Annotated in this window: 23 protein-coding genes, 4 tRNA genes and 1 other annotated feature; of the genes, 18 read left to right on the top strand and 9 right to left on the bottom strand. The window is 42.5% G+C overall.

The features are described 5' to 3' along the window. Positions 1 to 12 precede the first annotated feature (12 nt). Genes MHH61_RS08650 through MHH61_RS08630 form a run of 5 tightly spaced genes read right to left on the bottom strand, consistent with a single transcriptional unit; the run spans position 13 to position 5,467 of the window. The gene (locus tag MHH61_RS08650) at positions 13 to 921 is read right to left on the bottom strand and encodes an isochorismatase family protein (protein ID WP_125587007.1); all 909 of its coding nucleotides are present in this window, start codon (positions 919 to 921) and stop codon (positions 13 to 15) included. A 19-nt stretch (positions 922 to 940) separates the two neighbouring features. Continuing rightward, on the bottom strand, positions 941 to 2,560 hold the full coding sequence (locus MHH61_RS08645) for a (2,3-dihydroxybenzoyl)adenylate synthase (protein WP_125587006.1): 1,620 nt from the start codon (positions 2,558 to 2,560) through the stop codon (positions 941 to 943). 27 nt (positions 2,561 to 2,587) lie between these two features. Next, entirely contained in the window at positions 2,588 to 3,766 is a 1,179-nt protein-coding gene (dhbC, locus tag MHH61_RS08640) for an isochorismate synthase DhbC (protein WP_125587005.1), read from the bottom strand. A 26-nt stretch (positions 3,767 to 3,792) separates the two neighbouring features. Further along, on the bottom strand, positions 3,793 to 4,578 hold the full coding sequence (locus MHH61_RS08635) for a 2,3-dihydro-2,3-dihydroxybenzoate dehydrogenase (RefSeq protein ID WP_125587004.1): 786 nt from the start codon (positions 4,576 to 4,578) through the stop codon (positions 3,793 to 3,795). 4 nt (positions 4,579 to 4,582) lie between these two features. Continuing rightward, entirely contained in the window at positions 4,583 to 5,467 is an 885-nt protein-coding gene (locus MHH61_RS08630; protein WP_125587003.1) for an alpha/beta hydrolase, read from the bottom strand. A 533-nt stretch (positions 5,468 to 6,000) separates the two neighbouring features. On the opposite strand from MHH61_RS08630, the gene MHH61_RS08625 reads away from it, so the two are divergent. After that, complete coding sequence (locus MHH61_RS08625; RefSeq protein WP_125587002.1) at positions 6,001 to 6,219, top strand: hypothetical protein; 219 nt, start codon at positions 6,001 to 6,003, stop codon at positions 6,217 to 6,219. 148 nt (positions 6,220 to 6,367) lie between these two features. Here the strand turns inward: MHH61_RS08625 and MHH61_RS08620 are convergent, their stop codons facing one another. After that, positions 6,368 to 7,225, bottom strand: coding sequence for a hypothetical protein (locus MHH61_RS08620; protein ID WP_042968152.1), 858 nt, complete (start codon positions 7,223 to 7,225; stop codon positions 6,368 to 6,370). A gap of 109 nt (positions 7,226 to 7,334) precedes the next feature. Between MHH61_RS08620 and MHH61_RS08615 the strand changes: the two genes are divergently transcribed. From MHH61_RS08615 to MHH61_RS08590, 6 genes are all read left to right on the top strand, one after another. Then, positions 7,335 to 8,288, top strand: coding sequence for a DUF4885 family protein (locus MHH61_RS08615; RefSeq protein WP_125587001.1), 954 nt, complete (start codon positions 7,335 to 7,337; stop codon positions 8,286 to 8,288). Between the two features lie 253 nt (positions 8,289 to 8,541). Continuing rightward, entirely contained in the window at positions 8,542 to 9,906 is a 1,365-nt protein-coding gene (gene dnaB / locus MHH61_RS08610) for a replicative DNA helicase (RefSeq protein WP_003214779.1), read from the top strand. 129 nt (positions 9,907 to 10,035) lie between these two features. Continuing rightward, on the top strand, positions 10,036 to 10,449 hold the full coding sequence (locus MHH61_RS08605; RefSeq protein ID WP_024424033.1) for a VOC family protein: 414 nt from the start codon (positions 10,036 to 10,038) through the stop codon (positions 10,447 to 10,449). A 255-nt stretch (positions 10,450 to 10,704) separates the two neighbouring features. Further along, the gene (locus MHH61_RS08600) at positions 10,705 to 11,994 is read left to right on the top strand and encodes an adenylosuccinate synthase (protein ID WP_024424032.1); all 1,290 of its coding nucleotides are present in this window, start codon (positions 10,705 to 10,707) and stop codon (positions 11,992 to 11,994) included. Between the two features lie 136 nt (positions 11,995 to 12,130). Beyond that, positions 12,131 to 13,264, top strand: coding sequence for a DUF418 domain-containing protein (locus MHH61_RS08595; RefSeq protein ID WP_125587000.1), 1,134 nt, complete (start codon positions 12,131 to 12,133; stop codon positions 13,262 to 13,264). 13 nt (positions 13,265 to 13,277) lie between these two features. Further along, a complete protein-coding gene (locus tag MHH61_RS08590; RefSeq protein ID WP_034622249.1) occupies positions 13,278 to 13,487 on the top strand; it encodes a hypothetical protein in 210 nt (69 codons plus the stop codon). A gap of 29 nt (positions 13,488 to 13,516) precedes the next feature. Here the strand turns inward: MHH61_RS08590 and MHH61_RS08585 are convergent, their stop codons facing one another. Then, on the bottom strand, positions 13,517 to 14,041 hold the full coding sequence (locus tag MHH61_RS08585; RefSeq protein WP_034622246.1) for a peroxiredoxin: 525 nt from the start codon (positions 14,039 to 14,041) through the stop codon (positions 13,517 to 13,519). A gap of 342 nt (positions 14,042 to 14,383) precedes the next feature. Between MHH61_RS08585 and MHH61_RS08580 the strand changes: the two genes are divergently transcribed. From MHH61_RS08580 to MHH61_RS08530, 11 genes are all read left to right on the top strand, one after another. After that, positions 14,384 to 14,459: transfer RNA gene (locus MHH61_RS08580), tRNA-Lys, on the top strand. Positions 14,460 to 14,465: 6 nt separating this feature from the next. Next, a tRNA-Glu gene (locus MHH61_RS08575) sits at positions 14,466 to 14,537 on the top strand. An 82-nt stretch (positions 14,538 to 14,619) separates the two neighbouring features. Further along, positions 14,620 to 14,696 (top strand) — tRNA-Asp (locus tag MHH61_RS08570). Between the two features lie 27 nt (positions 14,697 to 14,723). Then, positions 14,724 to 14,796 (top strand) — tRNA-Phe (locus MHH61_RS08565). A gap of 348 nt (positions 14,797 to 15,144) precedes the next feature. Further along, positions 15,145 to 15,852, top strand: coding sequence for a response regulator YycF (gene yycF, locus MHH61_RS08560; protein WP_060698917.1), 708 nt, complete (start codon positions 15,145 to 15,147; stop codon positions 15,850 to 15,852). A 7-nt stretch (positions 15,853 to 15,859) separates the two neighbouring features. Then, on the top strand, positions 15,860 to 17,698 hold the full coding sequence (walK, locus tag MHH61_RS08555; RefSeq protein WP_024424029.1) for a cell wall metabolism sensor histidine kinase WalK: 1,839 nt from the start codon (positions 15,860 to 15,862) through the stop codon (positions 17,696 to 17,698). After that, positions 17,688 to 19,067, top strand: coding sequence for a two-component system activity regulator YycH (gene yycH / locus MHH61_RS08550; RefSeq protein WP_041118417.1), 1,380 nt, complete (start codon positions 17,688 to 17,690; stop codon positions 19,065 to 19,067). The genes walK and yycH overlap by 11 nt, the downstream gene beginning before the upstream one ends. Next, positions 19,054 to 19,917, top strand: a complete 864-nt coding sequence (locus MHH61_RS08545; RefSeq protein WP_125586999.1) for a two-component system regulatory protein YycI — start codon at positions 19,054 to 19,056, stop codon at positions 19,915 to 19,917. Before yycH ends, MHH61_RS08545 begins: the two co-directional genes overlap by 14 nt. A gap of 6 nt (positions 19,918 to 19,923) precedes the next feature. After that, positions 19,924 to 20,718 (top strand): MBL fold metallo-hydrolase, encoded by a 795-nt coding sequence (locus tag MHH61_RS08540; protein WP_125586998.1) that lies wholly within the window; start codon positions 19,924 to 19,926, stop codon positions 20,716 to 20,718. 81 nt (positions 20,719 to 20,799) lie between these two features. Then, entirely contained in the window at positions 20,800 to 21,987 is a 1,188-nt protein-coding gene (locus tag MHH61_RS08535; protein WP_024427620.1) for a S1C family serine protease, read from the top strand. A 68-nt stretch (positions 21,988 to 22,055) separates the two neighbouring features. Then, complete coding sequence (locus tag MHH61_RS08530; RefSeq protein ID WP_041106743.1) at positions 22,056 to 22,520, top strand: GNAT family N-acetyltransferase; 465 nt, start codon at positions 22,056 to 22,058, stop codon at positions 22,518 to 22,520. Between the two features lie 39 nt (positions 22,521 to 22,559). Here the strand turns inward: MHH61_RS08530 and MHH61_RS08525 are convergent, their stop codons facing one another. Together MHH61_RS08525 and MHH61_RS08520 are read right to left on the bottom strand one after the other, a co-directional pair. Further along, a complete protein-coding gene (locus MHH61_RS08525) occupies positions 22,560 to 23,441 on the bottom strand; it encodes an ABC transporter ATP-binding protein (RefSeq protein WP_125586997.1) in 882 nt (293 codons plus the stop codon). After that, positions 23,442 to 24,131, bottom strand: coding sequence for an ABC transporter permease subunit (locus tag MHH61_RS08520; RefSeq protein ID WP_025093692.1), 690 nt, complete (start codon positions 24,129 to 24,131; stop codon positions 23,442 to 23,444). It abuts the gene before it with no gap. Between the two features lie 192 nt (positions 24,132 to 24,323). Then, positions 24,324 to 24,594: a binding site (T-box leader), on the top strand. Positions 24,595 to 24,664: the final 70 nt, after the last annotated feature.

The following is a 24,664-nucleotide window of genomic DNA, read 5'->3' as shown; positions in this document are numbered from 1 at the left end:
GGTATACCTCCTTTACAAGTAATCGATATTTGGGATAGATGGCTGCTTTTCTGGGAAAAGAAGAGTCCGCCAATGAGCGAGCGTTGGATTTGCTGCAAGCTCAACGAAATTGACTGCCACTCCTTGCTGCCTCCACTTTTCCGCTAGGCTCATCATTCTAATAGAATCAAGCCCAAGGTAGACGAGATTCTCATCAAGCGGTATTTCATTTGGCTCCATTTGGAGATACTCAGCTACTTGGTGAACGATGGCCTCAAAGGATATATCATCACTGTTTGCTTCTTGTCCTGTTAAATGACTGATGATTTGGTTTGTCGTTGTGGTGACTGCACAGCGTTCAGCTGCATAGGTCATGGCCATTTTGTGATGTTTGAGTGAAAAGTCAGCGACGGCATCGGCGACAAAAAAGGTTTCAATATCCAGCATGAATGCTTCTGCGGCTGTCAGCATACAGCCAATATGTGCATATACGCCAGTAATGATCAGTTGATCACGCCCGCCTTCTTGAAGGATATCCAAAAAATTAGATTTCTTGAATGCGCTATAACGCCATTTTGTCAGCATTGTATCTGCTTCAGATGGAGCAAGCTGATCAATGATTTTTGTCAATGCTTCATCATCACCAAGTCCAGGTCCCCAAAAATCTGTTAATAAGGCACGATCCTTCGGGTCTTGGTCACCAGGCTGAGCTGTGTAGACGACTGGAATGCCAAGTTCATTGCATGTATTACGTAATTGTTCAATATGCTGAACTAACTCTGTGATCGGTGATGTATCTTGTTGAAATGCATTTAAAAAATATTGCTGCATGTCATGTATCAGTAGAACAGCACGTTTCGGATCAGGTATCCAGTTCACTTTATTTTCGGGTAAATCTTGTGTGCTTGGCATTGGATATGCAGGAATAGTAGGGATTGCCATGATTTTCACTCCTCATTTTTTATACGTTGGCAGTATGGGTTGCAGCTAATTCTCTTAATGCTTTTTTACTGACTTTGCCTACACCTGTTTGTGGGAACGCATCGATCCATTCAATGCGGTCAGGAATTTTATAGGCTGCGAGCCCGCGTTCTCTTAGAAATGATTTTAAGACGTGCGGTGCTGGTTTGTTGTTTCCTTTCGCAATAACAAAGGCACATGAGCGTTCGCCAAGAAATGGATCTGGCATAGACACCATGGCGGCATCATGAATGTCAGGATGCGCAAGTAAATGGTTTTCAACTTCTTCTGCGGCAACCTTTTCGCCGCCACGATTGATTTGATCCTTGTCTCTGCCTTCTACAACAACATTTCCTTCTTTGGTTAATCGCACGATGTCACCTGTTCTGTAAAAGCCATCGGGTGTAAATGCTTTTTTGTTTTGTTCATCGGCTTTATAGTAGCCGCGAATCGTATAAGGCCCTCTTGTTAAAAGATGTCCAGCCACTTCATGCGGGACGGGCTTGTCCTCATCATCTACCACTAGTACCTCATCATATTCAGACATCGGGCGTCCTTGTGTATGAATTACGATATGTTCAGGATCATCTAATCTGGTATAGTTGACCAGACCTTCTGCCATGCCAAAAACTTGCTGTAACTTACATCCAAGGGCAGGCTTTACTCGTTTTGCTGCCTCAGCACTGAATTTAGCACCACCGACTTGTAAGACTTCAAGACTCGATAAGTCATCTGATCGATGAGGAGCGGCCTCTAGCCAAATCAATGCGATAGGTGGAACGACAGCGGTAATGGTCACCCGTTCTTTTTCAATGAGTGGAAAGACGACATCAGGGCTTGATCCAGGTGCAAGAACGACTCTTCCGCCTGCGTATAACGTTCCAAGGACGCCAGGCGAGCTTAATGGATAGTTGTGCGCAACTGGAAGTGCAGCTAGATACACACTTTCTTGTGTGAGCTCGCACACCTCATTGCTTTTCCAAAGACTATAAATATAGTCATCATGTGTACGAGGAATGAGCTTTGAAAGGCCTGTGCTGCCTCCAGATAACTGAAGAAACGCAATATCGCTTGCCTCTACATGAATTTGAGGATCAAGTGCTGGGTCCTTGCGCAGATCATCCAAGCAAAGGAATTCCTCAGCTTCCCCTGCAACAATGACATGAGGTAATGAGGGAAGCTTTTCTTTCACTTGACGTGCGAGTGATCGATAATCAAAGCCGCCATCAATATCTGGTATGACATATGCATCTGCTTCGGCAAACTCAATAAAATAAGTGATTTCGCTGCTTCTATGAGATGGCAGAGAGAAGACGGGTAAAGCACCGATTCGAAATAAAGCGAAAATGACTTCAAAAAAAGCAGGAATGTTAGGAAGCTGCACGACAACTCGACTTCCTTTCTGAATTCCAAGCTGATGAAAACCGGCAGCAAGACTGCTGACGCGCTGATCAAGTTCTTGGTAGCTTATGTGTGTATCAGCGTATGTAATGGCTGTTTTATTTCCTAACGATGCGGCGCGTTCACGAAGCATACCGCCAAAGGTTTCCCCACGCCAACAGCCGTTTTCACGGTAGCGTTTTGCAAATTCTTCTGGCCATGTAGGTGGTTGAACAAACATGTTTTTGTCATCTCCTATTTATTTTTATCACTGATGGATGCCCATCGCGTGAAGCATCGTGTTGAATTTTGCAGATGTTTCAGCTAGCTCTTCTTCTGCTTTTGATCCTTTGACCACTCCTGCACCAGCAAAGAGACGGAGAGAGTGACCCTCAGCTTCTGCACAACGAATAGTGACAATCCAATCACCATCACCATTTGTATCTGCCCAACCGATCATTCCTGTGAAAAATCCTCGATCGAAGGGTTCAATCGCTTGAATGGCTTCACGTGCATCTGCTGTAGGTGTTCCGCATACTGCGGGTGTTGGATGAAGGCTAAGCGCTATATCAATTGAGGACACATTGGGATCTGCTAATTCACCTTTTACGACAGTAGATAAGTGCCACATCGTTTCTGTTTGAATGACGGATGGTGATGCAGGCACATCTAGTGTATGACAGTATGGAGTAAGCGCTTTAGTGACAGCTTCAACAACCACTGCGTGCTCGTGTAAATCCTTCGCTGAGGTAAGGAGTTCATCGCGGCGGCGCTGGTCTTCTACTGGATCTGAACTGCGCGGCCGAGAACCAGCGAGTGGATTGGAAATCACAGATGAACCAGTTTTTGAAAGAAGCAGTTCAGGGCTTGCCCCAAGAAGTGTGCGCTTTTGGGAAGATGCCGGGTCAGCTATATTTGCAGCAAACGTATAGCCAGTCGTATTATGACGAGCCAGTCGTTCGAGTATTGTTTTCGTATGAATATCTCGAGTTGCTTTGAGATGGAGAGATCGAGAGAGTACGATTTTGCTAAGCTCCCCGTTCTCAATTTTAGCTAATCCTTCGTTCACACCATTCATGTAGACCTCTGGATCGGGGACAGGTGTCACCTCATAGGATGGCGATGCCGCTTCTGACTCCTCATCACCTTGTTGAAATTCGAGTGGATCACTAAACTGTACATGGACTGGTACATTTAAACGAACGGGCTGCGCCGGATCAAACGGGACAGCACCTGCCACAATCGGTGTTTGGATACCAGCTTGTTTAGCATCGTCAAATACATGCGCTACCCTTGTGGATAGTTCATTTAGCTGATTGGTTTCAATATGCTGGAAAATCCCTTCGGCAAGTATCGTGCGTTTAGGTGAAGCAAGAAAAAAAGCGCCTGGCTGATAGTCTTGAAGCAACTGTATTTTTTCTTCTGACGACAATAATGAATGTTTCATGAAAAGGCCTCCTTTTAAATGAAATGCTAGATTCCGAGTGTGGCGCCGCCATCAATCGTGAGGTTCTGCATCGTAATATGACTGGATTGCTCAGATGCAAAGAAGATGACTGCATCAGCAATGTTTTGAGGATCAGCGATTTTTTGTAAAGGAATACCGGTTTTATACGTCTCTAATGAGCCTTTAATTACCTGATTTTCTCCTTGTTCATCAGGCCATAAAGCCCATTGCATAGGTGTTGCGGTAGAGCCAGGGGAGACAACGTTGCATCTAATGCCATAGGCAGCCAGCTCTAAACCAAGTGTTTTTGTAAAGGAAGTAGCTGCTGCTTTTGAAGCGGCATAGGCAGCCATATTCATTCTAGGAATGGCACCTGCGTTAGAGCTGACAGTCACAATGACCCCTTCTGATCTTTTCATCATGTATTTGGAGACAGCTTGAGATACGTAAAAGACACCATGTGTGTTGACTGCGAAAGTTTGTTGCCAGTCATCTGCACTAAGCTTGTCAATAGAACTGATTCGAAGAATGCCTGCTACATTGACCAGTAAATAAATGGGGCCAAGCTGCTTTTCAATTTGATCGACAATGTGCTGAACAGAAGCTTGATTGGTGATGTCACCTGGATAGGCAAAGGCACGTATGCCTTCATCCTTCATTTGCCTGACGGTGCTTTGCAGCTGCTCTTCATTTGCGTCAACTGCTGCAATAATCGCACCTTCTTCGGCTAGTCTTTTTGCGACTGCTTGTCCAATACCTTGACCTGCGCCTGTGATCAAGGCAATTTTTTGAGATAGACCATTGTGTTTCATGTGTTCACTGCCTTTCCTTCATGTCTGTGGTTGTGAAAGGATCATCATGATAGAGTGCAAAACGAAAAGCGTAATTCATCAGCACCGGTAAAACGGACGTATGTCCTTCTTCAGGGAATTCGTGATAGGACGTATGCAAGCCATATGCGGATAAAGGCAGCATACGATTTGCTAGTCCATGTGCATGATCATTCATTTGACATGGATGATGTTTTTCTAACTCACCTACACCTACAAGCAGCCTGACATTTATAGACATCTGACGTATATGGCTGGTGAATTGGTGTTCTTTTTCTAGAAATAATTCTTTGTTCCAGTGGATAGAAGGACTGCCCGCAATATATGTCTGATAAGCATCAGGGTGCTCAAATAGTGTGTGTAATACAAAAAGACCGCCAAGAGAGTGTCCAAACAGTGTTTGACGACTCTGGTTGATCGGAAAGCGCTGCTCGATATAAGGCTTTACAATCTTTTCTAAAAAAGAAAAGAACGCAGAGGCCCCGCCATATGTATGGTTGGAGAAGTCCTTTCTTTTGCCACCAATGGAAGCGTCAGGGCCGGTAAGAGTGAGATCATAATGCCTGAGCGGATGATAGGGAGCTTCTGTCTGATAGCCAATTCCAACAATGATGGCAGGTACGACACCTGTTTTTTCAGGCCTTCTTGACTGTAAACGAAGTGCTTCGACCATTGTGCCAAAAAGTGAATTTCCATCAAGCACGTACATGACTGGAAAACCAGCCGCTGGAGGAGTTGTATTCGGTTTAAATATAAAAAGTCTGTAAGGGTGTGCTGTGATATCCAGCTGCTCCGTCCCAGGTATAAAAAAAGGACGGCTTTCTCTGAAAAGAGAATCCTCAGTACCCATTCCTTCAGGGCGTTTGGACATGTGTAAAATATCCCCTTCCTCAAATTGACTCTCATATGCTGATAAAAGCAGGCTTGCGGATATAGGATGAGTGTAGAGATTGAAGAATGGTCCCTTCAAATGAAAATGATTCTCAATTATCACGCAAGCAAATCAAATGATAATGGTTATCAATTATGAAGTCAAATGTTCATTAAGTGGTGTAATTGATAATTTGATCTAAATTTTCGGAAAATAAAGGACTAAATAACTACCAAATGAATGGAAATAGGGAATGCCAGACTGAGTCATTTAAAAAGAGGAGAAATGCCAAAAGACCTTGACCGTCACGGGGTATTTACCATTTTCTTCTGTTTGATTCAGGAATATATATAGGTTTTTCTTCTTGAAATCATTTTGAGGAAAAATAAGTCTATAGACCTTCTTATATTTTTAGGAAAAAAAGGAGAATTTTCCGAAAAGCTGGTGAGCATATCTCACAACTTATTCAATCTCATGCGTAAATTCATATACAATTTTCTAAGGAAGACAAGATCGAAGGGAATGTAGGCAGAATGAAAACTTCATTAGGAAAGCTAAGGCTAAAACTGCTTGAACATCAGCTCAAACTGAAAAATACGTTTACAGTGGAAGAATATCATGAAATGAAGCAATCATTACATGATATACGGATGACATTTGCGGCCTATGAACAATGGGATTTATACCAGCGAGCCACCGATATGATCACCATCCTCCTCTTTCAACACGCCCTCAAGCAAAACCACCATTAACACTTTCACTTTTTATGAGCAGCGTATTTCTTATGAAAGCACGGTGCTGTTTTAAAGTTGGCCAAATATCAAGGCGGAAATGAAAAAAGTAAGGGATGCCCCCTTACTTTTTGATCAATCGGTGTACATGTCTGTAACCATCATTCAATTAGAATCCATCTGTGACATCATATTCGTAACGAATATCGGCTTTGACATTGCTCATAGTAGATCTCGCAGTAGCTTTTGCGTTGTACTTAAAGCTCCATTTTTGAGCCACTTTTAATTCATCTTCCAGTGAAATACGATAGGACCCACTTGTTGCAGATGAAACAAGTGATGTGTACCAAATATTACTTTCACTAGCCATCAGTTTGTGTGTGACATTTCCTTGGTTAGGCGATTGGGTACTAGTCGTTGAAATCGATTTAACGACAGCACGTTTAGGAACTGTGGAATTATTAGTTAAATCCATTGTAATGACTGAAGAATCAACTCCTAAAAAATTTAAAGAAGAATTCCCCAAGTTAGTAGCAGTCCCCGTAAAATTGAATGTCCCATTTCCAGATTTGATACGATCTTGGATGGAGACAGTAAAATACATATTTCCCGTATATGTACCACGGGTCACTTTCACAAAATAAGTTTCTGAAGTTGAAGTAACTTCCCCAGTGTTGGCAAAAATAAATGGCGTTATTGAATCAGGATTAATAACTTCGGACCCTGTCCTAGAGTTTTTCGAATTATACACTTCGATTTTCATCCCTGTATATTGCTTATTATACGAACTTCTTACATAAACCCTTTCACCTTTATTGATCGTGAACTGATAATACGCTTCATTTTCACCTTCAGGTAAGATTGTTGTATCTGAACGACTATTTTTCCAATATCCCATTGAGCTGGCTGTGTTAGGACTGTTATTCCCCGTGATAGCCGCTTCCGCTGAATGAGGTGCAAAAAAACTAGTAACAAGCACGAATGCCAATGCAGGTAATAAAAAACGTTTGAAGATAGTATTTGTCATATTTTAACCCTCCTTGTAATAATTACTATATCGGATCGAAACTAACAAATTTTAACTGAAATGCCGATATATTTAATAATCACTAATTTTTTAAAAAAGGAGAATCAAAATGAATATTAATACGTCATACACGGCAGCTTCAAACAATCAGAACCGAATAGACTCTAAAGACCAATCAACTATTAAAAGTACAAATGAGGTGATGACCGAATCTGATAGACGGATGAAAATATTAGATGAAAAATACGAAAAAATAAATGAACAAAATAAACGTTTCAATGATCCTCAAGACCATATATATAATAAGTATAGAAACCCTTACTCTTCTTATTTCAGAAGTGATCTAACAAAACCGGAAAGAGAAGCTGCTTACATTATGGAAATGAGTTGGGCAAGGAATAATAAAGGTGGACAATATGACTTTAATGATGCCATCTTCCGTAATGAAAAACGGTACGATCCAACCCAAGAAAGCGTAGAGAAAAAAATATTCAATCGTCAAAAGGTCAACGAACAATTACAAGATTTATTCTCTAAAAACGGGATATCCATTCCTAAAAATACAAATCTAACCTTTACCATTGACCCGAACAATTTTAAATTAGTGGTAAGTGGTTCAAAAGACGAATCGTTGATGAAACAGATAGAAGACCTATTAAATACAACCAACAATACAAGAGAATTATTTTTCCATATCATGAAAAGCAGAAATGATGATTCTACTCAATTCACACCGGATTCTCTGGCCAACTTCCATCTTGTTAATCAAATCAAAACGGTGACAGGCTACAATTTAAAGGATTTAAGCATTGTAAATGGTCAATTTGTAACGGATAACGGAACGAATATTTTTGATCTATACAAAGAAGAACTTCTTAAAAATCCATACACAGCAGAAAATGCGCGTATCGCTGCTTCACATTACGGTGCACAGCTATTCGATCTAGCGAAAAACGGGTTTGATTCTATTCCCGATTTGGTTTTATCTATTGGTTATCAAAACGGTTCTTTACAAGACATTGGGCAAAAAGTGAATTATGGGGTTAAGAAAACGATAGACTAGAAAAAACGCATCCGAACATGCCATGTTGGAGCGTCGATTACATGTGTGAACGGCAACAAATCGAAATTCCATTAGCGATAACGAAGGACTCTATAACAATTGTTGTTACAGAGTCTTTTCTATTGAAATGCGCTGGTTTGCACAAAATATCAACATGGTAATTTTGACTATAGTCGATGTTTTTCACTTTTTTATTGATGAAAATGTTAAAATGATGAGTAGCGTATTTTTTTATGAAAGGACGGTGCTTGGCATGACGGAACTTCTCGATGACCGGCTGCCGCCGCAAAACATAGAAGCCGAGCAGGCCGTATTAGGTGCTGTTTTTTTAGAACCATCTGCGCTAACGCTCGCTTCTGAGGTATTAATTCCAGAGGATTTCTATAGAATGTCGCATCAAAAGATTTACAATGCGATGCTTGTACTTGGCGATAGAGGAGAACCGGTCGATCTTGTCACGGTGACATCTGAGCTTGCCAATACAGATTTACTAGAAGAGGTAGGCGGGATTTCGTATTTAACCGATATTGCGAACTCTGTCCCAACTGCCGCAAACATTGAATACTATGCAAAAATTGTAGAAGAAAAATCCATTTTAAGACGTCTGATCCGTACGGCGACAACCATTGCACAAGATGGGTATACGCGTGAGGATGAAGTAGAGGACCTGCTGAGCGATGCGGAAAAGACCATTATGGAAGTGGCGCAGCGTAAAAACTCAGGAGCCTTTCAAAACATTAAGGACGTTCTTGTTCAAACATACGATAATATTGAACAGCTTCATAATCGCAAAGGCGATATCACAGGGATTCCAACGGGTTTCTCTGAGCTTGACCGGATGACAGCTGGATTCCAGCGAAATGATTTAATCATTGTAGCGGCTCGTCCATCAGTAGGGAAAACCGCCTTCGCATTGAACATTGCCCAAAATGTCGCGACCAAAACGGACGAAAGTGTTGCTATCTTTAGTTTAGAGATGGGTGCTGAGCAGCTCGTTATGCGTATGCTTTGTGCAGAGGGGAATATCAATGCACAAAACCTAAGAACCGGTAATCTGACAGAAGAGGACTGGGGCAAGCTGACAATGGCGATGGGGTCGCTGTCAAACAGCGGAATTTTCATTGACGATACACCTGGAATCAGAGTAAGTGAAATTCGCTCGAAATGCCGCCGATTGAAGCAAGAAAATGGTCTTGGCATGATCCTGATTGACTACTTGCAGCTCATTCAAGGGAGCGGGCGATCAAGCGATAACCGTCAGCAGGAGGTTTCTGAAATCTCTAGGGCATTAAAATCGCTGGCAAGGGAGCTTGAAGTTCCGGTTATTGCCTTGTCTCAGCTTTCCCGTGGGGTAGAGCAGCGTCAGGACAAACGTCCGATGATGTCTGATATTCGTGAATCAGGAAGTATCGAGCAGGATGCCGATATCGTGGCATTCCTTTATCGTGATGATTACTATGACAAAGAATCAGAGAATAAGAACATTATCGAAATCATTATTGCCAAACAGCGTAACGGTCCAGTTGGTACAGTATCACTGGCGTTCGTCAAAGAATATAACAAATTCGTCAATCTGGAAAGAAGATTTGATGATGCGGGTGTTCCGCCCGGTGCTTAAAGCCCAGCTCAAGAAGCTGGGCTTTTTTGATTGATCTACATCGAAAGAATGATTGAAAAAACAATCAAAATGAGGAGGAGAGAGAAAAAGAGAGAGCGTATACTAAAAGGAGAAAAGGAGTGAAGACTGATGAAATTTCAACAGTTTGAAGCCGCTCAATTACGTATCGCACGCCCAACCGTCAACATGAAAGAGGTTGTTTCCTTTTATGAAGAAGGCTTAGGGCTCAAACGAATAGGCTCATTTGATCAGCATGAAGGGTACGATGGTGTGATGCTCGGGCTGCCTCACCAGCATGTTCATTTAGAAATCACCAAACATGAAGAAGAAGACAGCCTGCCCGTCCCGCATCCAGAACAGCTGCTAGTTTTCTATATTCCAGATGCAGAGGAATTTCAGCAAATGAAAAAGAGATTGCTCTCATTTGGCGGACGGCAAGTCACCTCTACAAATCCATATTGGGAACGAGGAGGAGCAACCATTGAAGATCCAGATGGGTATCGAGTTGTGCTGATGAACACAGATGGTATTACACCTGTTTAAAAAAGACGCCCATTGTTGGGGGTCTTTTTTATGTTGATGAACAGCTGGAAACGATAAAAAGTTGTTTTTGCTCAAAATCTCCATTTTTAAGCACTGGAAAAGTGATTAAAGCGCTTTTCTTTATATTTAAAACGAACAAAATTTGATTTAGAGATATTAATGTTCGGATTTCGCGTTGACTTTTTCGTTGTGCATTGATAAAATAAATGTGTTTGAAAGAGATAACGTTTTGAAAGGTTAACGGAGGTGCACGATATGTCTTCAGTAGTCGTAGTAGGTACGCAGTGGGGTGACGAAGGGAAAGGGAAAATTACCGATTTCCTTTCAGAAAATGCAGAGGTGATTGCCCGTTATCAAGGGGGAAACAATGCAGGTCACACGATCAAATTTGATGGAGTGACATACAAGCTACACCTCATTCCATCCGGTATTTTTTATAAAGAGAAAACTTGTGTCATCGGTAATGGAATGGTGGTTGATCCTAAAGCGTTGGTCACTGAGCTTGCGTATCTTCACGAACGGAATGTGAGTACAGATAACCTCAGAATCAGCAATAGAGCCCATGTTATTCTGCCTTACCATTTAAAATTGGACGAGGTAGAAGAAGAGCGGAAAGGGGCTAACAAGATCGGTACGACGAAAAAAGGAATCGGACCAGCTTATATGGATAAAGCTGCCCGCGTCGGTATCCGTGTCGCAGATCTATTAGATCGTGAAGTATTTGAAGAGAAGCTTGCACGCAATCTAGAAGAGAAAAATCGTCTTTTAGAGAAAATGTACGACACAGAAGGCTTCAAGATTGAAGATATTTTAGACGAGTATTATGAATATGGCCAGCAAGTGAAAAAATATGTCGTAGACACATCTGTTGTCCTGAATGATGCACTAGATGAAGGCCGCCGCGTGCTATTTGAAGGAGCACAAGGGGTCATGCTTGATATCGATCAAGGGACATACCCATTTGTGACGTCATCTAACCCGGTAGCTGGAGGCGTGACGATTGGTTCTGGCGTAGGACCAACGAAAATTCAACATGTAGTCGGCGTGTCAAAAGCGTACACAACACGTGTTGGAGATGGCCCATTCCCAACAGAACTCCATGATGAAATTGGCGATCAAATTCGTGAGGTTGGCCGTGAATACGGTACGACAACTGGACGCCCGCGCCGTGTCGGCTGGTTTGACAGCGTTGTTGTCCGTCATGCACGACGTGTGAGCGGAATTACAGATTTATCTCTTAACTCAATTGATGTACTGACAGGGATTGAAAAATTGAAAATCTGTGTCGCTTATAAATTGAATGGAGAAATCACAGAGGAATTCCCAGCAAGCCTAAATGAATTAGCGAAATGTGAGCCTGTCTACGAAGAAATGCCAGGATGGACAGAGGATATTACAGGCGTAAAGAACTTAAGTGAACTGCCTGCAAATGCCCGCCATTATTTAGAGCGCATTTCACAATTAACAGGTATTCCACTTTCCATTTTCTCAGTCGGACCAGATCGTTCACAAACGAACGTTGTCCGCAGCGTGTACCGTCCATAAGAATAGATTGATGAAGCACCAGTAAAATCTCGCATTTTACTGGTGTTTTTTTGTTTAAATATTCCTTAATTTCAATAGAACGGACTTCCGGTCATTACCAAAATATGATAACTGTATAGGAGGAAGGAGCGTTCTAGTGAAAGAAAGAATACGATTATTAGATATTTTACGAGGTTTTGCCATACTAGGCACCTTGGGAACGAACGTCTGGTTTTTTGCGTATGCAGGGGATACCTTTGCGACAGATCAGATTGCGGATGAATATGAAAATGGCAGTTTTCTGGAAAGTCTTGTCTCCATGTTCGTTTATGGAAAAATGCTCTCGCTGCTCACGATCATGTTTGGTGTTGGATTGGAGCTGAAATACCAGCAGGCAAAAAGGAAGGACACGCCTTGGCCGGGTACTTATTTATGGATTCTTTTATTTTTATTTATCGAAGGCTTTGTCCATTTTACGCTTGTGATGGAATATGATGTGCTCATGAGCTATGCCGTTACGGGGCTGCTTGTGGCTTACATTGTACGGGGAGGAAGCAGGCGCATCAAAAAGGGCATGGTGTTCTCAGGTGTGATTCATCTGCTCATGATGTCATGTCTGATGCTGTACTCCCTCTCTGAAATGGAGTCAGCGACCGATGATCAAAGCGGTGAACCAGCGCTGGAAGAGCAGCTGCCAGAGACATGGATCTCGCAGGTTCAAGAACGGTTACAATACTTCTTCATGTACCGAGAAGAAGCGGTCTTTATTATTCCAATGAACACATTTCTGTTTTTATTAGGTGTGCGGATGATGAGAGCCGGTGTATTTTATGCAAATGAACGCGGACAGTCTCTCCGGAAAATATTGTTCCGAATCGGACTGTGGATTGGTCTGCCGCTGAATGCACTAGTTTTCGTACCGAACGATTTAGTGGAATTTGTGGTGCGCTACGCCTTTTCACCATTCCTCTCTATTTTCTATATAGCTGTCATTGCGAAGCTCCTCGCATGCACGGAGTCATGGTTCATGTGGACTTGGTTTGAATATGTAGGGAAAATGGCGCTTAGCTGCTACATCCTGCAAAATGTCATCTGCTCCATTCTTTTTTATAGCTGGGGATTGGGTCTTGGCGGTCAAATCAATGCGCCTCTTATTGTATTGGCATGGCTGTTGATTTCACTTCTGCAAATCGCGGTTTCAGCAGTTTGCCTAAAGGTTTGGAGAATTGGACCAATGGAATATATCCGTTCACGGGCACTTCGCAGGGTGACGATGAAACAAGCATCATAAAGGGGAGAGCACAATGTTTTTTAAAAAAATGACGAAAAGAGAACAAACGAATGCACATAAAGCAGCTGTGCCGGCATTTGTCTTTTATCTTCTGGCATTAGGAGGGCATGCGCTGTACATGTATTTCCAGGGTAATAAACCACCCGTCACTTTTGTCATTCTCGTGGCGGGTCTCTTTGTTTTTTTCACCGCAGATTGGCTATATAATAAAAAGCGTTCATAAAAAAAGCCCTCATCGCTAGGGCTTTTTCCTTACTTCAGGCTTTTATATTGGCCTTTTAAATTTTTACGGATGTACTGAATGATTTTGCGTAGTTCGTTGGCATGCGGTCTGCCAAACGGACTTGTTTGTCTTTGCTGATAGAGCACTTGACCTTTTTCATTTAATAAGAAATAGGCGGGTTCACCGTGCACCCCGTGGTCTTCATATGGGGCATCTTCCCCGTGATAGTGGACTTCATATGCTTTTAATGACGTAAGGTCATGGTCATACATGATCGGGAAGGACAGTCCCTCTTTATACGCAAATGCCTTCAAGTCATCAGGGTTATCCGTTGAAATCGCCATCAAGTGAATATCCTTGTCCTGAAAATATGATTGCTGCTGTTCGAGCTCTTTTAACTCTTCTACACATACCGGACACCAAGATCCTCTAAAGAAAACGATCAGGTGCCAGCTTTGATGCTCCTCTAAATGTTTGTCGAAATCAATGTGATCGCCCTGTATTGTTGGAAGTGAAAAGTTGGGCATTTTATCTCCTAATTTGAATGAACTCATACTGCTTCCTCCTTTTTCAATGACAATGTCACTTGTTTCATGTATAGCCATTTTTGAGCGGCCTGAAACGTGCCTATGTGTTTGAGTAGGCAGAGGTCACACGAAAAGGCGTATCTAATGAAGGCGGTTGCAGAAGTGGGGCTTTGATAGGAGATATTTAAATCCGACACTTTTTTTAAAAAAATGTCGAAAAACGTATTGCCATATGTAATTACTCTATGATATTATAAATCTCGTTGTTGCAAAGGTCTCTGAAACTTGTTAGGATGCGATGTTCCAGCTTTTTTAAAGCGATTGGTTTGGCGCAATACAGCTTCTTCAGATTCACTTTTCACAAACCGAGAGCCATTAGCTCAGTTGGTAGAGCATCTGACTTTTAATCAGAGGGTCGAAGGTTCGAGTCCTTCATGGCTCACCATGTATTGGCCCGTTGGTCAAGCGGTTAAGACACCGCCCTTTCACGGCGGTAACACGGGTTCGAATCCCGTACGGGTCATTGATTTACTTTAGCGTTAAGCTAATTTTTTCCTCACTTGCTTGAAGGAGCACCACGATTGCTTTTTCGGGCAAGTTACTGAGGTCCGGTAGTTCAGTTGGTTAGAATGCCTGCCTGTCACGCAGGAGGTCGCGGGTTCGAGTCCCGTCCGGACCGCCATTTATACATATTCATCTTTTTGATGATGGCTCGGTAGCTCAGTTGGTAGAGCAACGGACTGAAAATCCGTGTGTCGGCGGTTCGATTCCGTCCCGAGCCACTTCCAAACGCATCTGCAATCGCAGGTGCGTTTTTATTATGAAAAGAAGGCATAAAAAGGGAGAAGCCGGACCTAGGTAGGGCCCGGCTCCATAAGAAGAAGACGTTACAACTATATAGACGGCTGGTGATTGGAAAAGTTTCAATAAAAAAGGAAAAAGTCATCAATTTTTTTCGGGCGGCACCTTCCTATCCAACGTTTACTAGAAAAGAAAGCCGTTATTATTTTTATCTTTGCCTCGTAAAACGTTATAATAGACAGTGAGCCTTTTTTTCATAAATGGAAAAGGCGTAATGATACATGCAAAATGGAATGACATAGATGCTAAAAATGCAGGAGGAAATCACAATGGAAAAAAAGATTCTTGTCGTAGATGATGAAAAACCGATTGCTGATATATTGGAATTTAATTTAAGGAAAGAGGGCTATGAGGTTCATTGTGCATATGATGGAAACGAAGCCCTTGAAATGGTAGAAGAAATCAAGCCGGACATTATTCTGCTCGACATTATGCTGCCGAATAAAGATGGTGTTGAAGTATGCCGTGAAGTGAGAAAGAAATATGACATGCCGATTATCATGCTGACAGCAAAAGACTCTGAAATTGATAAAGTCATCGGCCTTGAGCTTGGCGCAGATGATTATGTGACGAAGCCTTTCAGCACACGTGAGCTGCTTGCCCGTGTGAAAGCGAATTTGAGAAGACAAACCGCTACTCCGCAGACGGAGGAAGAATCTGAATCAAATGATATTGAGGTTGGATCACTTGTTATTTATCCAGATGCGTATGTGGTGTCTAAGCGCGAGGAAACGATAGAATTAACGCACCGTGAGTTCGAACTGCTTCATTACTTAGCGAAACATATCGGACAAGTCATGACACGTGAGCACTTGCTGCAAACGGTATGGGGCTACGATTACTTCGGAGATGTCCGTACAGTAGACGTTACAGTCCGCCGTCTTCGTGAGAAGATTGAAGACAACCCTAGCCACCCGAGCTGGATCGTAACAAGACGAGGCGTCGGCTACTATTTAAGAAACCCAGAACAGGACTAAGATTCTTATGAGTAAAGTAGGTTTTTTTCGCTCGATTCACTTTAAACTGACCTTGATTTACGTGCTGCTGATCATCGTTGCCATGCAGATCATTGGCGTGTACTTTGTGAAGCAGCTAGAGCAGTCCTTAATTAATTCATATGATAATTCCTTGAATCAGCGAATCTACTCGTTATCGTATTACCTAGAACAAGATTCATCGAAAAGCAAGGCAGAATTAAAAGAGGATGCTCAAAAGATATTAAACGATTTTAACAACAAAGATGAGTCTAATGAAATCTCTGAAGTCAGCTATATTGATGAAAGCAGAGAGGTCATTGCCTCTGTAAATAACGGCAGCCAAGAGATTGCTGGTAAGAAAATTACTGATCAAATCATTAGCCGTATTTTCGCGGTTGGCAAAGACTATGAGAAAAAATTCTATGACCCTGAGTCAAATAAAAGGGTCCGTATTTCTGCGACAGCCGTAAAAAATGAGAACCAAGAGACCGTTGGTGTGATTTATGTTGTGTCTTCAATGGAAAGTGTGTTTAACCAAATGCGAACCATTAACACCATTTTAGCGACTGGGACACTGATTGCACTTGGGACGACTGCTCTACTTGGTATCTTCATCTTTAGAACGATCACTCATCCTATTTCAGATATGAGAAAGCAGGCGATCGAGCTTGCCAAAGGGAACTTCTCCAGAAAGGTCCGGAAGTATGGGCATGACGAGATTGGCCAGCTTGCGACAACCTTTAACCATCTGACGAGAGAGCTGGAGGAAGCTCAGCTGATGACGGAAGGGGAGCGGAAAAAGCTTTCTTCTGTTATTGCCTATATGACGGACGGTGTCATCGCAACGAATCAAAACGGTGCAATTATTCTATTAAACAGCCCTGCTTTAGAGCTGTTAAATGTTTCACGTGAAACAGCACTAGAGATGCCGATCACGTCTTTACTTGGCTTAGAGGAAACTCATACATTTGAAGATTTAGTCGAAAATCAAGATTCCATGCTGATCGAAATTGAGCGCGAAGATCAGCTGTCTGTATTGCGTGTTAATTTCTCCGTCATTCAGAAAGAGCATGGGAAAATTGATGGCTTAATTGCGGTCATTTATGACGTCACAGAGCAGGAGAAAATTGATGCTGAACGCCGTGAATTCGTAGCGAACGTATCGCATGAGCTGCGCACACCGCTGACGACGATGAGAAGCTATCTTGAGGCACTGGCTGAAGGTGCGATTGGTGATAAAGAGCTTGCGCCAAGATTTCTCAGTGTCACGCAAAATGAAACGGAGCGCATGATCCGGCTTGTCAATGACCTGCTGCAGCTGTCTAAGTTCGACAGCAAGGATTATCAATTCAACCGTGAGTGGACGAACTTTATCAGGTTTATCTCGCTCGTCATTGATCGTTTTGAAATGACGAAGGAGCAGCATGTCGATTTTATCCGCAACCTGCCGCAGCGTGAAGTATATGTAGAAATCGATCAAGATAAAATTACACAGGTGCTCGATAATATCATTTCCAATGCCATGAAATACTCACCAGAGGGTGGACACATCACGTTTACCGTTGATCTGGATGAAGAGAAAGGCCTTGTGTTATTCAGCGTGAAAGATGAAGGAATCGGTATTCCGAAGAAGGATATGGATAAAATCTTTGAACGTTTTTATCGGGTAGATAAAGCAAGAACAAGAAAGCTCGGCGGAACCGGCCTCGGTCTTGCGATTGCAAAAGAAATGGTTCAAGCTCATGGCGGAGATATTTGGGCTGACAGCATTGAAGGAAAAGGGACAACGGTGACCTTTACCCTTCCGTACAATGAAGAACAAGAGGATGATTGGGATGAAGCGTGAGACCTTTAAAACCATAATATTGACAATCCTAATTGCGATCAGTCTTGTATTTACGTGGAACATCTGGATGTTCCAGCCCGTCATGCAGGATCAGGCAGATACCGGCACACAGGTCGTGGAAACGAAGAAGATTTCAAGCGACGAGCCTAGAAGTCTCATTGATGTCGTGAAGCCGCGCGAGATGTTCATTCATTCAAATGGAGAGCATTTTAAAGTGGATCAAAAGGAACTCTTTCAAAACTTTTGGAATGATGTGAGCCTTTGGGATGTCAAAGAGATTAATGATGTGTCAGATCAATATTCCGAGCAGAAATTTAAGAATTTCTTCTATGGACGCGAAGGACAAGGGAAGACATTGGATCTTGTGTTCAATGATCCGATTCCGATTGATATTTTCCAAGCGCTCTTTAAATGGCCGAACAAGTCCATTGAATACAACTCGTTTGATCGGATGATCGTGCCGTTCGCCCAGCAGGATAAGGCGAATAAAAAAGTATATTTGGTCTCATACAGCAAGGAGACGGTGCTTGAGCTGACAATTGAGTCCGCCAATTACCGTAATCTAATGAACAGTATCGCAGCCGCTCAAAACGAGATGCCGCGCTATGATCTTTATACATTCTCGACGAATTCTAAACGAGATTTCCTTCTTCCGAGAAAGCAAAAGCAGCTTGAAGCGAAGATGTTCTTTATCGAAACGATTAAGACAAACAAGTTCAAAGACGCTTTGTTTACGGACCCGAGCCTTGTCGGTGAGGAATCTAATTTAAACCGGACGGTGTACACAGATGGCACAAGCCGCCTTGAAGCCAATCAAAAAGACCACCGCATTCAATATCAGCACCGCAATATCAATTCCAGCACTGTTTTCCAAACGGGGGATTTGATTAAGCGAAGCGTGAAATATTTCAATGATACGGGAAGCTTTACTGATGACTATCAATATTTTGGCATCAACAGCAACCAGCAGCTGTCCTTTAATATGTTTATGGACGGTCTGCCGATTGTGAACAGTACAAAGCATCCATTTGGGATGACCTCCCTTGAAGTCCAATGGGCGAATGATGACATTTTGAATTACAAGCGTCCAAACTATATTCTTGGCAATAAAGCGAGTCAAAGTGAACAGGTCAAGCTGATGAACGGGACAGAGCTGAAGGACTTGATCATCAAGCAGACGAAATATGATGACCTGGAGAAAATTGAACAGATTTTCCCTGCATATCAAGCTGCTTCAACTCCATCAGATCAAGATCAAGCAATGTTTGTCTGGCTGGAGCCTGTATGGTGCATGAAATATAACGGCAAAACCGTGATTCTATCGAATGATCTTTTGACAGAGGGGAGCGAGAATCATGGAGTGGAATAAGACCAAAACGATCTTTATCCTAGCCTTTCTCGTTCTCGATATCTTTCTAGGTTTTCAATACTTTGAAAAACGGTCAACCGATCATTTTGCGATTATCGAAAAAACGGATACGCTGGAAGAAATGAAGGCAGACGGGATCAAATATGGCAATCTATCAGATGAAGCGAAGATTGGATACCGCATTACAGCTGAAAAGAAGCAATATACGAAAAAGGATGTCGACGGATTAGCTGATCAAAAGGCGAAAAGCACATTCCCGAAAACAGAAAAAGATGATCCTGTCACGCTGCTTGAAATGACCTTCAACAAGCCAGTTGCCTTGCCGAAAAAGGATATCAAAACAGCGGCGACGAACCTTGTGAACCAGCGTTTGCTGGATGGGAAGAATTATAAGCTGTGGAATATAGATGAAGATACAGGGAAAATCGTCTTTTTCCAAACGTATAAAGGGAAATACATCTTCCAAGAAGGCCTTGATGACACCGAAACCATCGGGCAAATTACCTTAAATCTCAACGATCAAAACGAAGTCGTCTCATATCAGCAATCGATGGTGACATCGATTAATGAAGTGAGAAAAGAAACCCTTGTCCCAGCACTTGAAACCGTGAAGGACTTATATACGCAAAATATGCTGAGTCAAAACACGACCGTGAAAAAGGTAGAGCTTGGCTACTATACGCAATACCCAGGGGCAAGCACGCAAGTCATGGTTCCTGTTTGGCGGGTGGAGCTTGAAGGCTTATCAGCAGGTTCAAAGAAAAAGACAGAGGAAGAATATTTGATCAATGCCATCGATGGCTCAACACTTGATCATATAGAGAAAGATGACAAATCTTCAATGGAGTGAGAGAACATGAGCTTGCAGTTCAGTGTACTAGCGAGCGGAAGTACGGGGAACGCTTTTTATTTAGAAACAGACGAGCATGCCTTTTTGGTGGATGCTGGTTTAAGCGGCAAACAGATGGTCGAGCTGCTTGGCCAAATCGACCGCAAGCCTGAGGACTTGGACGGCATTTTTGTGACACATGAGCACTCCGATCATATTAAAGGGCTTGGTGTCATGGCAAGAAAGTACAAGCTTCCTGTCTATGCAAATGCGAAAACATGGAAGGCGATGGAATCTCATATCGGAAAAATTGATACAGAGCAGAAATTCCATTTTGATATGGAGACCGTTCAATCCTTTGGCGGCCTTGATGTCGAGTCATTTGGTGTCTCACACGATGCGGCAGAGCCTATGTTTTACGTGTTCCATTATGGAGGGCGCAAACTTGCCCTCATGACGGATACAGGCTATGTGAGTGACCGCATGAAAGGCATTATTAAGTCAGCCAATACGTTTGTGTTTGAGAGCAATCATGATGTCGGGATGCTGCAAATGGGCCGATACCCATGGAGCATTAAGCGCAGAATTCTAAGCGATATCGGACATGTATCAAATGAAGATGCTGCTCTTGCAATGACAGATGTCATTGGAGATGCCACCTCACGCATTTATTTGGCTCACTTGAGTCAAGACAACAACATGAAGGATTTAGCCCGTATGGCGGTCCAGCAGACGCTTGAAATGAAGGGCTTTGTTGTGGGGGATGGCTTTGATTTATTTGATACGGACCCGAAAAAAGCAACCCCGCTTTGCGCCGTATGATTTTTATAATCGTATGATTAAGATAAGAGCTTCTTACCAACACTATATACATCATCTATTCACTGAAAGGAAGGAAACATAGTGGATTATCGCGATGTAGAGTGGAAGCCGAGACGAAGCAGAAAAGGATATTTTCTTTCTGGTTTGATCGGTGTATTGGTAGGAGCTTTTTTAATGGGATTCTTTTTCCCCTATGTATCTGGACAGAGCGGCAGTCCCTTTGGATGGCAGCAGAACGGTGATGGGCAAGCATCACAGGGTCCTTTAAAGACGGTGAATGTAAACGTCAATGATGCTGTCACGAAAGTGGTGTCTAATATGTCAGATACGGTGGTCGGCGTCATTAATATCCAAAAGTCGAGCTTTTGGGAGGAAGGCGGAGAAGCAGGCAGCGGGTCAGGTGTGATTTATAAAAAAAAGGGTGACACGTTTTATATTGTCACAAACCATCACGTCATCAAAGGCGCCAACCAGCTTGAAGTGAGCCTCCATGACGGGACAAGAATTAGTGCCAATCTTGTCGGCAGCGATCAGCTCATGGATTTAGCAGTTCTCACTGTCAAAAGTAATAAAATTAAGAAAACGGCAGCCTTCGGTAACTCAGATCATGTGAAACCGGGTGAGCCAGTCATCGCCATTGGAAATCCATTAGGGCTTGAATTCGCAGGCTCTGTCACACAAGGAGTCATATCAGGCACAGAGCGTGCGATCCCTGTTGACTCAAATGGAGACGGACAGACGGATTGGAATGCAGAGGTACTGCAAACAGATGCTGCCATCAATCCTGGAAACAGCGGTGGTGCCTTGATCAATATGGACGGAAAGGTGATCGGCATCAACTCAATGAAGATTGCTGAATCAGAGGTAGAAGGAATCGGGCTGTCTATTCCAGCGAATCTGGTCATCCCTGTCATAGAGGATTTAGAGCGCTACGGAGAGGTAAAGCGTCCGTATCTTGGCGTCGGCATGAAATCATTAGCGGATATTGCGAGCTACCACTGGCAGGAAACGTTGAAACTGCCATCTAAGGTTACATCTGGGGTCGTTGTTATGAGTGTTGAGCCGTTATCTCCAGCAGGAAAAGCAGGACTAAAAGAGCTGGATGTCGTGACCTCCTTTGATGGCAAGAGTGTACAGAATATCGTGGATCTTCGTAAGTACTTATATCAAAGGAAGGTCGGCGACAAGGTAAAGGTGCAATTTTACCGAAGCGGGAAGAAAAAATCAGCAGAGATCAAACTTTCTCAAACCGACCGATATGGCGGCTAACCAGTTCCAGTAAGGGACTGGTTTTTTTGGCATGACTGACATATGATGAAGGAAAGGGGGGTGTAAGATTGGTTACACTACAACGGATGTCACAAACCGATTACGATGTATTGATAGAGAAGGCCATTCAGCGGTACGCGGAAGAAAAGGTACTCGCAGGAACATGGAAGAAGGAAGAATCACTTGCGAACGCAGAAGAACAATTTGACAGGCTTCTTCCAGAAGGACTTCAGACAGAGCATCATGAGCTGTGGAATTTCTTAAACGGAGATGAAGCGATTGGCTGGGTTTGGCTTTGTTATGACCCGAATCACCCGCAGCACGAAGGATTTATTTATAACTTTATTTTGTTTGAAGCTTATCGAGGAAAAGGCTTTGCAAAGCAGGCCATTGCTGCATTAGAGGAGCAGGCAAAGTCATTAGGTGTGCAAAAACTCTCGCTCCATGTCTTTGCTCACAATCAAATCGCCCGTTCGCTGTACGAGAAAACGGGATTTGCAGAAACCGGTATTTATATGAGTAAACCTTTATAAAAAAGAAGAAGTACCGTGCAGAAAGCGTACGGTACTTTTTTATGAGGACATCATGGCATCCTGAGCCGTGACTCTGTATAAATCGACTTTACACTTCACGAAAGCGCGAATGATCGCTGGAACTTGAGCTTCTGAACGAATTAACAATGAGGTCTCGTCATCACTGATCACAAGATCTGTTCCGACAGTTTGTAGGTACTGCGTGAGAACAGGTTTCACCTCATCATCAATCCATGCATGCTTGAAGGTTGCACGTATGTTTGAGGATGTGATGGTTTTCTCTTGAGGATGAGTATGTGGGGACACTAATTTTCCTTCAGAAATGAACGCCGTTTTGGTACAAATACTATTGGTGAACCTTGGGCGGTCAGCTGTTAAAAAGACGGTTTTCCCTTCATCCTTTAATGTTTCAATGACCCGCTGAATGTGCAAGATCGAATCTGCATCAATATCGGCAAAAGGTTCGTCAAGTAAAATAAATTCCGGCTGATGGGCGATGGCCTGCGCCATTCCGAGCCGTTTCTTCATACCAGGTGTGAAGGCACCGACCTTCTCCTGATGATGATGATGTAAACCGACAAATTCGAGCAGTTCTTCATAATCACTCGTTCTCTGGCGTGTTCCGGTGATTTTTGATAAATAGGCAATATGCTCAAGAGCCGTAAGACCTTCATATAAATCCGTATATTCTGGCAGAACACCGATATGCTGTCTCACTTTTTTTAGCGAAGGCATATTCATCACTGTAAACGTACCAGAGGTAGGGCGGGAGATCCCGGTAATGATATTGAAAAACGTCGTCTTACCAGATCCCTTTGGTCCAATGAGGCCGAAGATATCGCCCTGATTGACATCAAGATTAATATGATCTATTGCGACTTTTGTACGATATTTTTTTGTGAGCCCTTTTGTATGAAGCATCTACACATCCCTCCTTTGAAACAGCAGTGCAGTTCCAATGAGTAAGATAACGGTCAATGCCGTGTTCATTAGGACGTAGGTCAGCGGTTCACTCCAGCGCGCATAATAATAAGGCGTCATATATTGGAACCAATGAATCATTCGTTCTGAAGAAAGAACAGAAATCATACTGACGATTGGGAAAAGAAAGGAAAATAACATACCGACAAACATTGATTTCTGCGGTGTTGGAAAGAGCATGGACAAAAATAAAGCACATGAGATACCGACACTGATAAAGGTTAAGATTTTTAAGGCATCTGAGAACAGAAAACGGTGTGAAATCACCATATTCAGCACATATGTCGTCATAATACAGCTAAGCCAAAACAGCATCAGTCCTAGATATTTCCCGATGATAATGTTCAAACGGGTTGTTTTACTGACGAGAAAACGAATGGTTTTCAAATGAATTTCGCGGCTTAAAATATCATGAGACAATAAAAAAATAAGGAAGAAACCAAATAAAGACATCACCAGTTCATTCCCAATAGAATAAGGATCCTTTGCCAGTTCCCATTTTTCCTGATGAGCAGCGATAAACGGAAGACTTGAAACAAAAGTAGATAAAATGAAAATAATAACAATTGTTAAAATAGATTTTGTGCTTTTGAAGAGCTGCTTAAACTCATTCATACAGATGGTCCACACACGCTGTACCTCCCTTCACCTTTATTATACCCCTAGAAAAGAAAGACACCATATCTCGCTCTTTAACATTTGTTTAAATTTCATAAAAAGAAGACTCTTCCAGCACCAGTTGACTAATTTTTAAAAATGTTCAGAAAAATATCTTGATTTATCAAAAAACATCATGTATGATAGCTTTAATTCAAGATAGTTATACAGGCAATGACGAGAGAAAGTACAATCATCAATTTTTCCACAGAGAGCTTCGGTAGCTGAAAAGAAGCAAAAATAATGATTCGAAAAATGGTCTCTGAGCCTCGTGCTGAACATATCTATGATATTAGTAGGTGACGACGAGAGTTGGTACTCGTTATCAAAACCACAGTATATGAGCCAGATTGGAGCTTTGTACTTGTAGAGGCTGTTTAGCGCGAGCAAACAGTAAATAAAGGTGGTACCACGAGACAAATACCTCGTCCTTATGATTCAAAGATAAGGATGGGGTATTTTTTATTGTCCACTTTTTTTCATACAATTGTTCAAATGTTCCACGT

This window comes from Bacillus sp. FSL K6-3154 (assembly GCF_040869395.1).
GTDB lineage: Bacteria > Bacillota > Bacilli > Bacillales > Bacillaceae > Bacillus > Bacillus safensis.
Note: the sequence above shows the minus strand (reverse complement) of the source record. Positions and strands in the feature narration are given on the sequence as shown.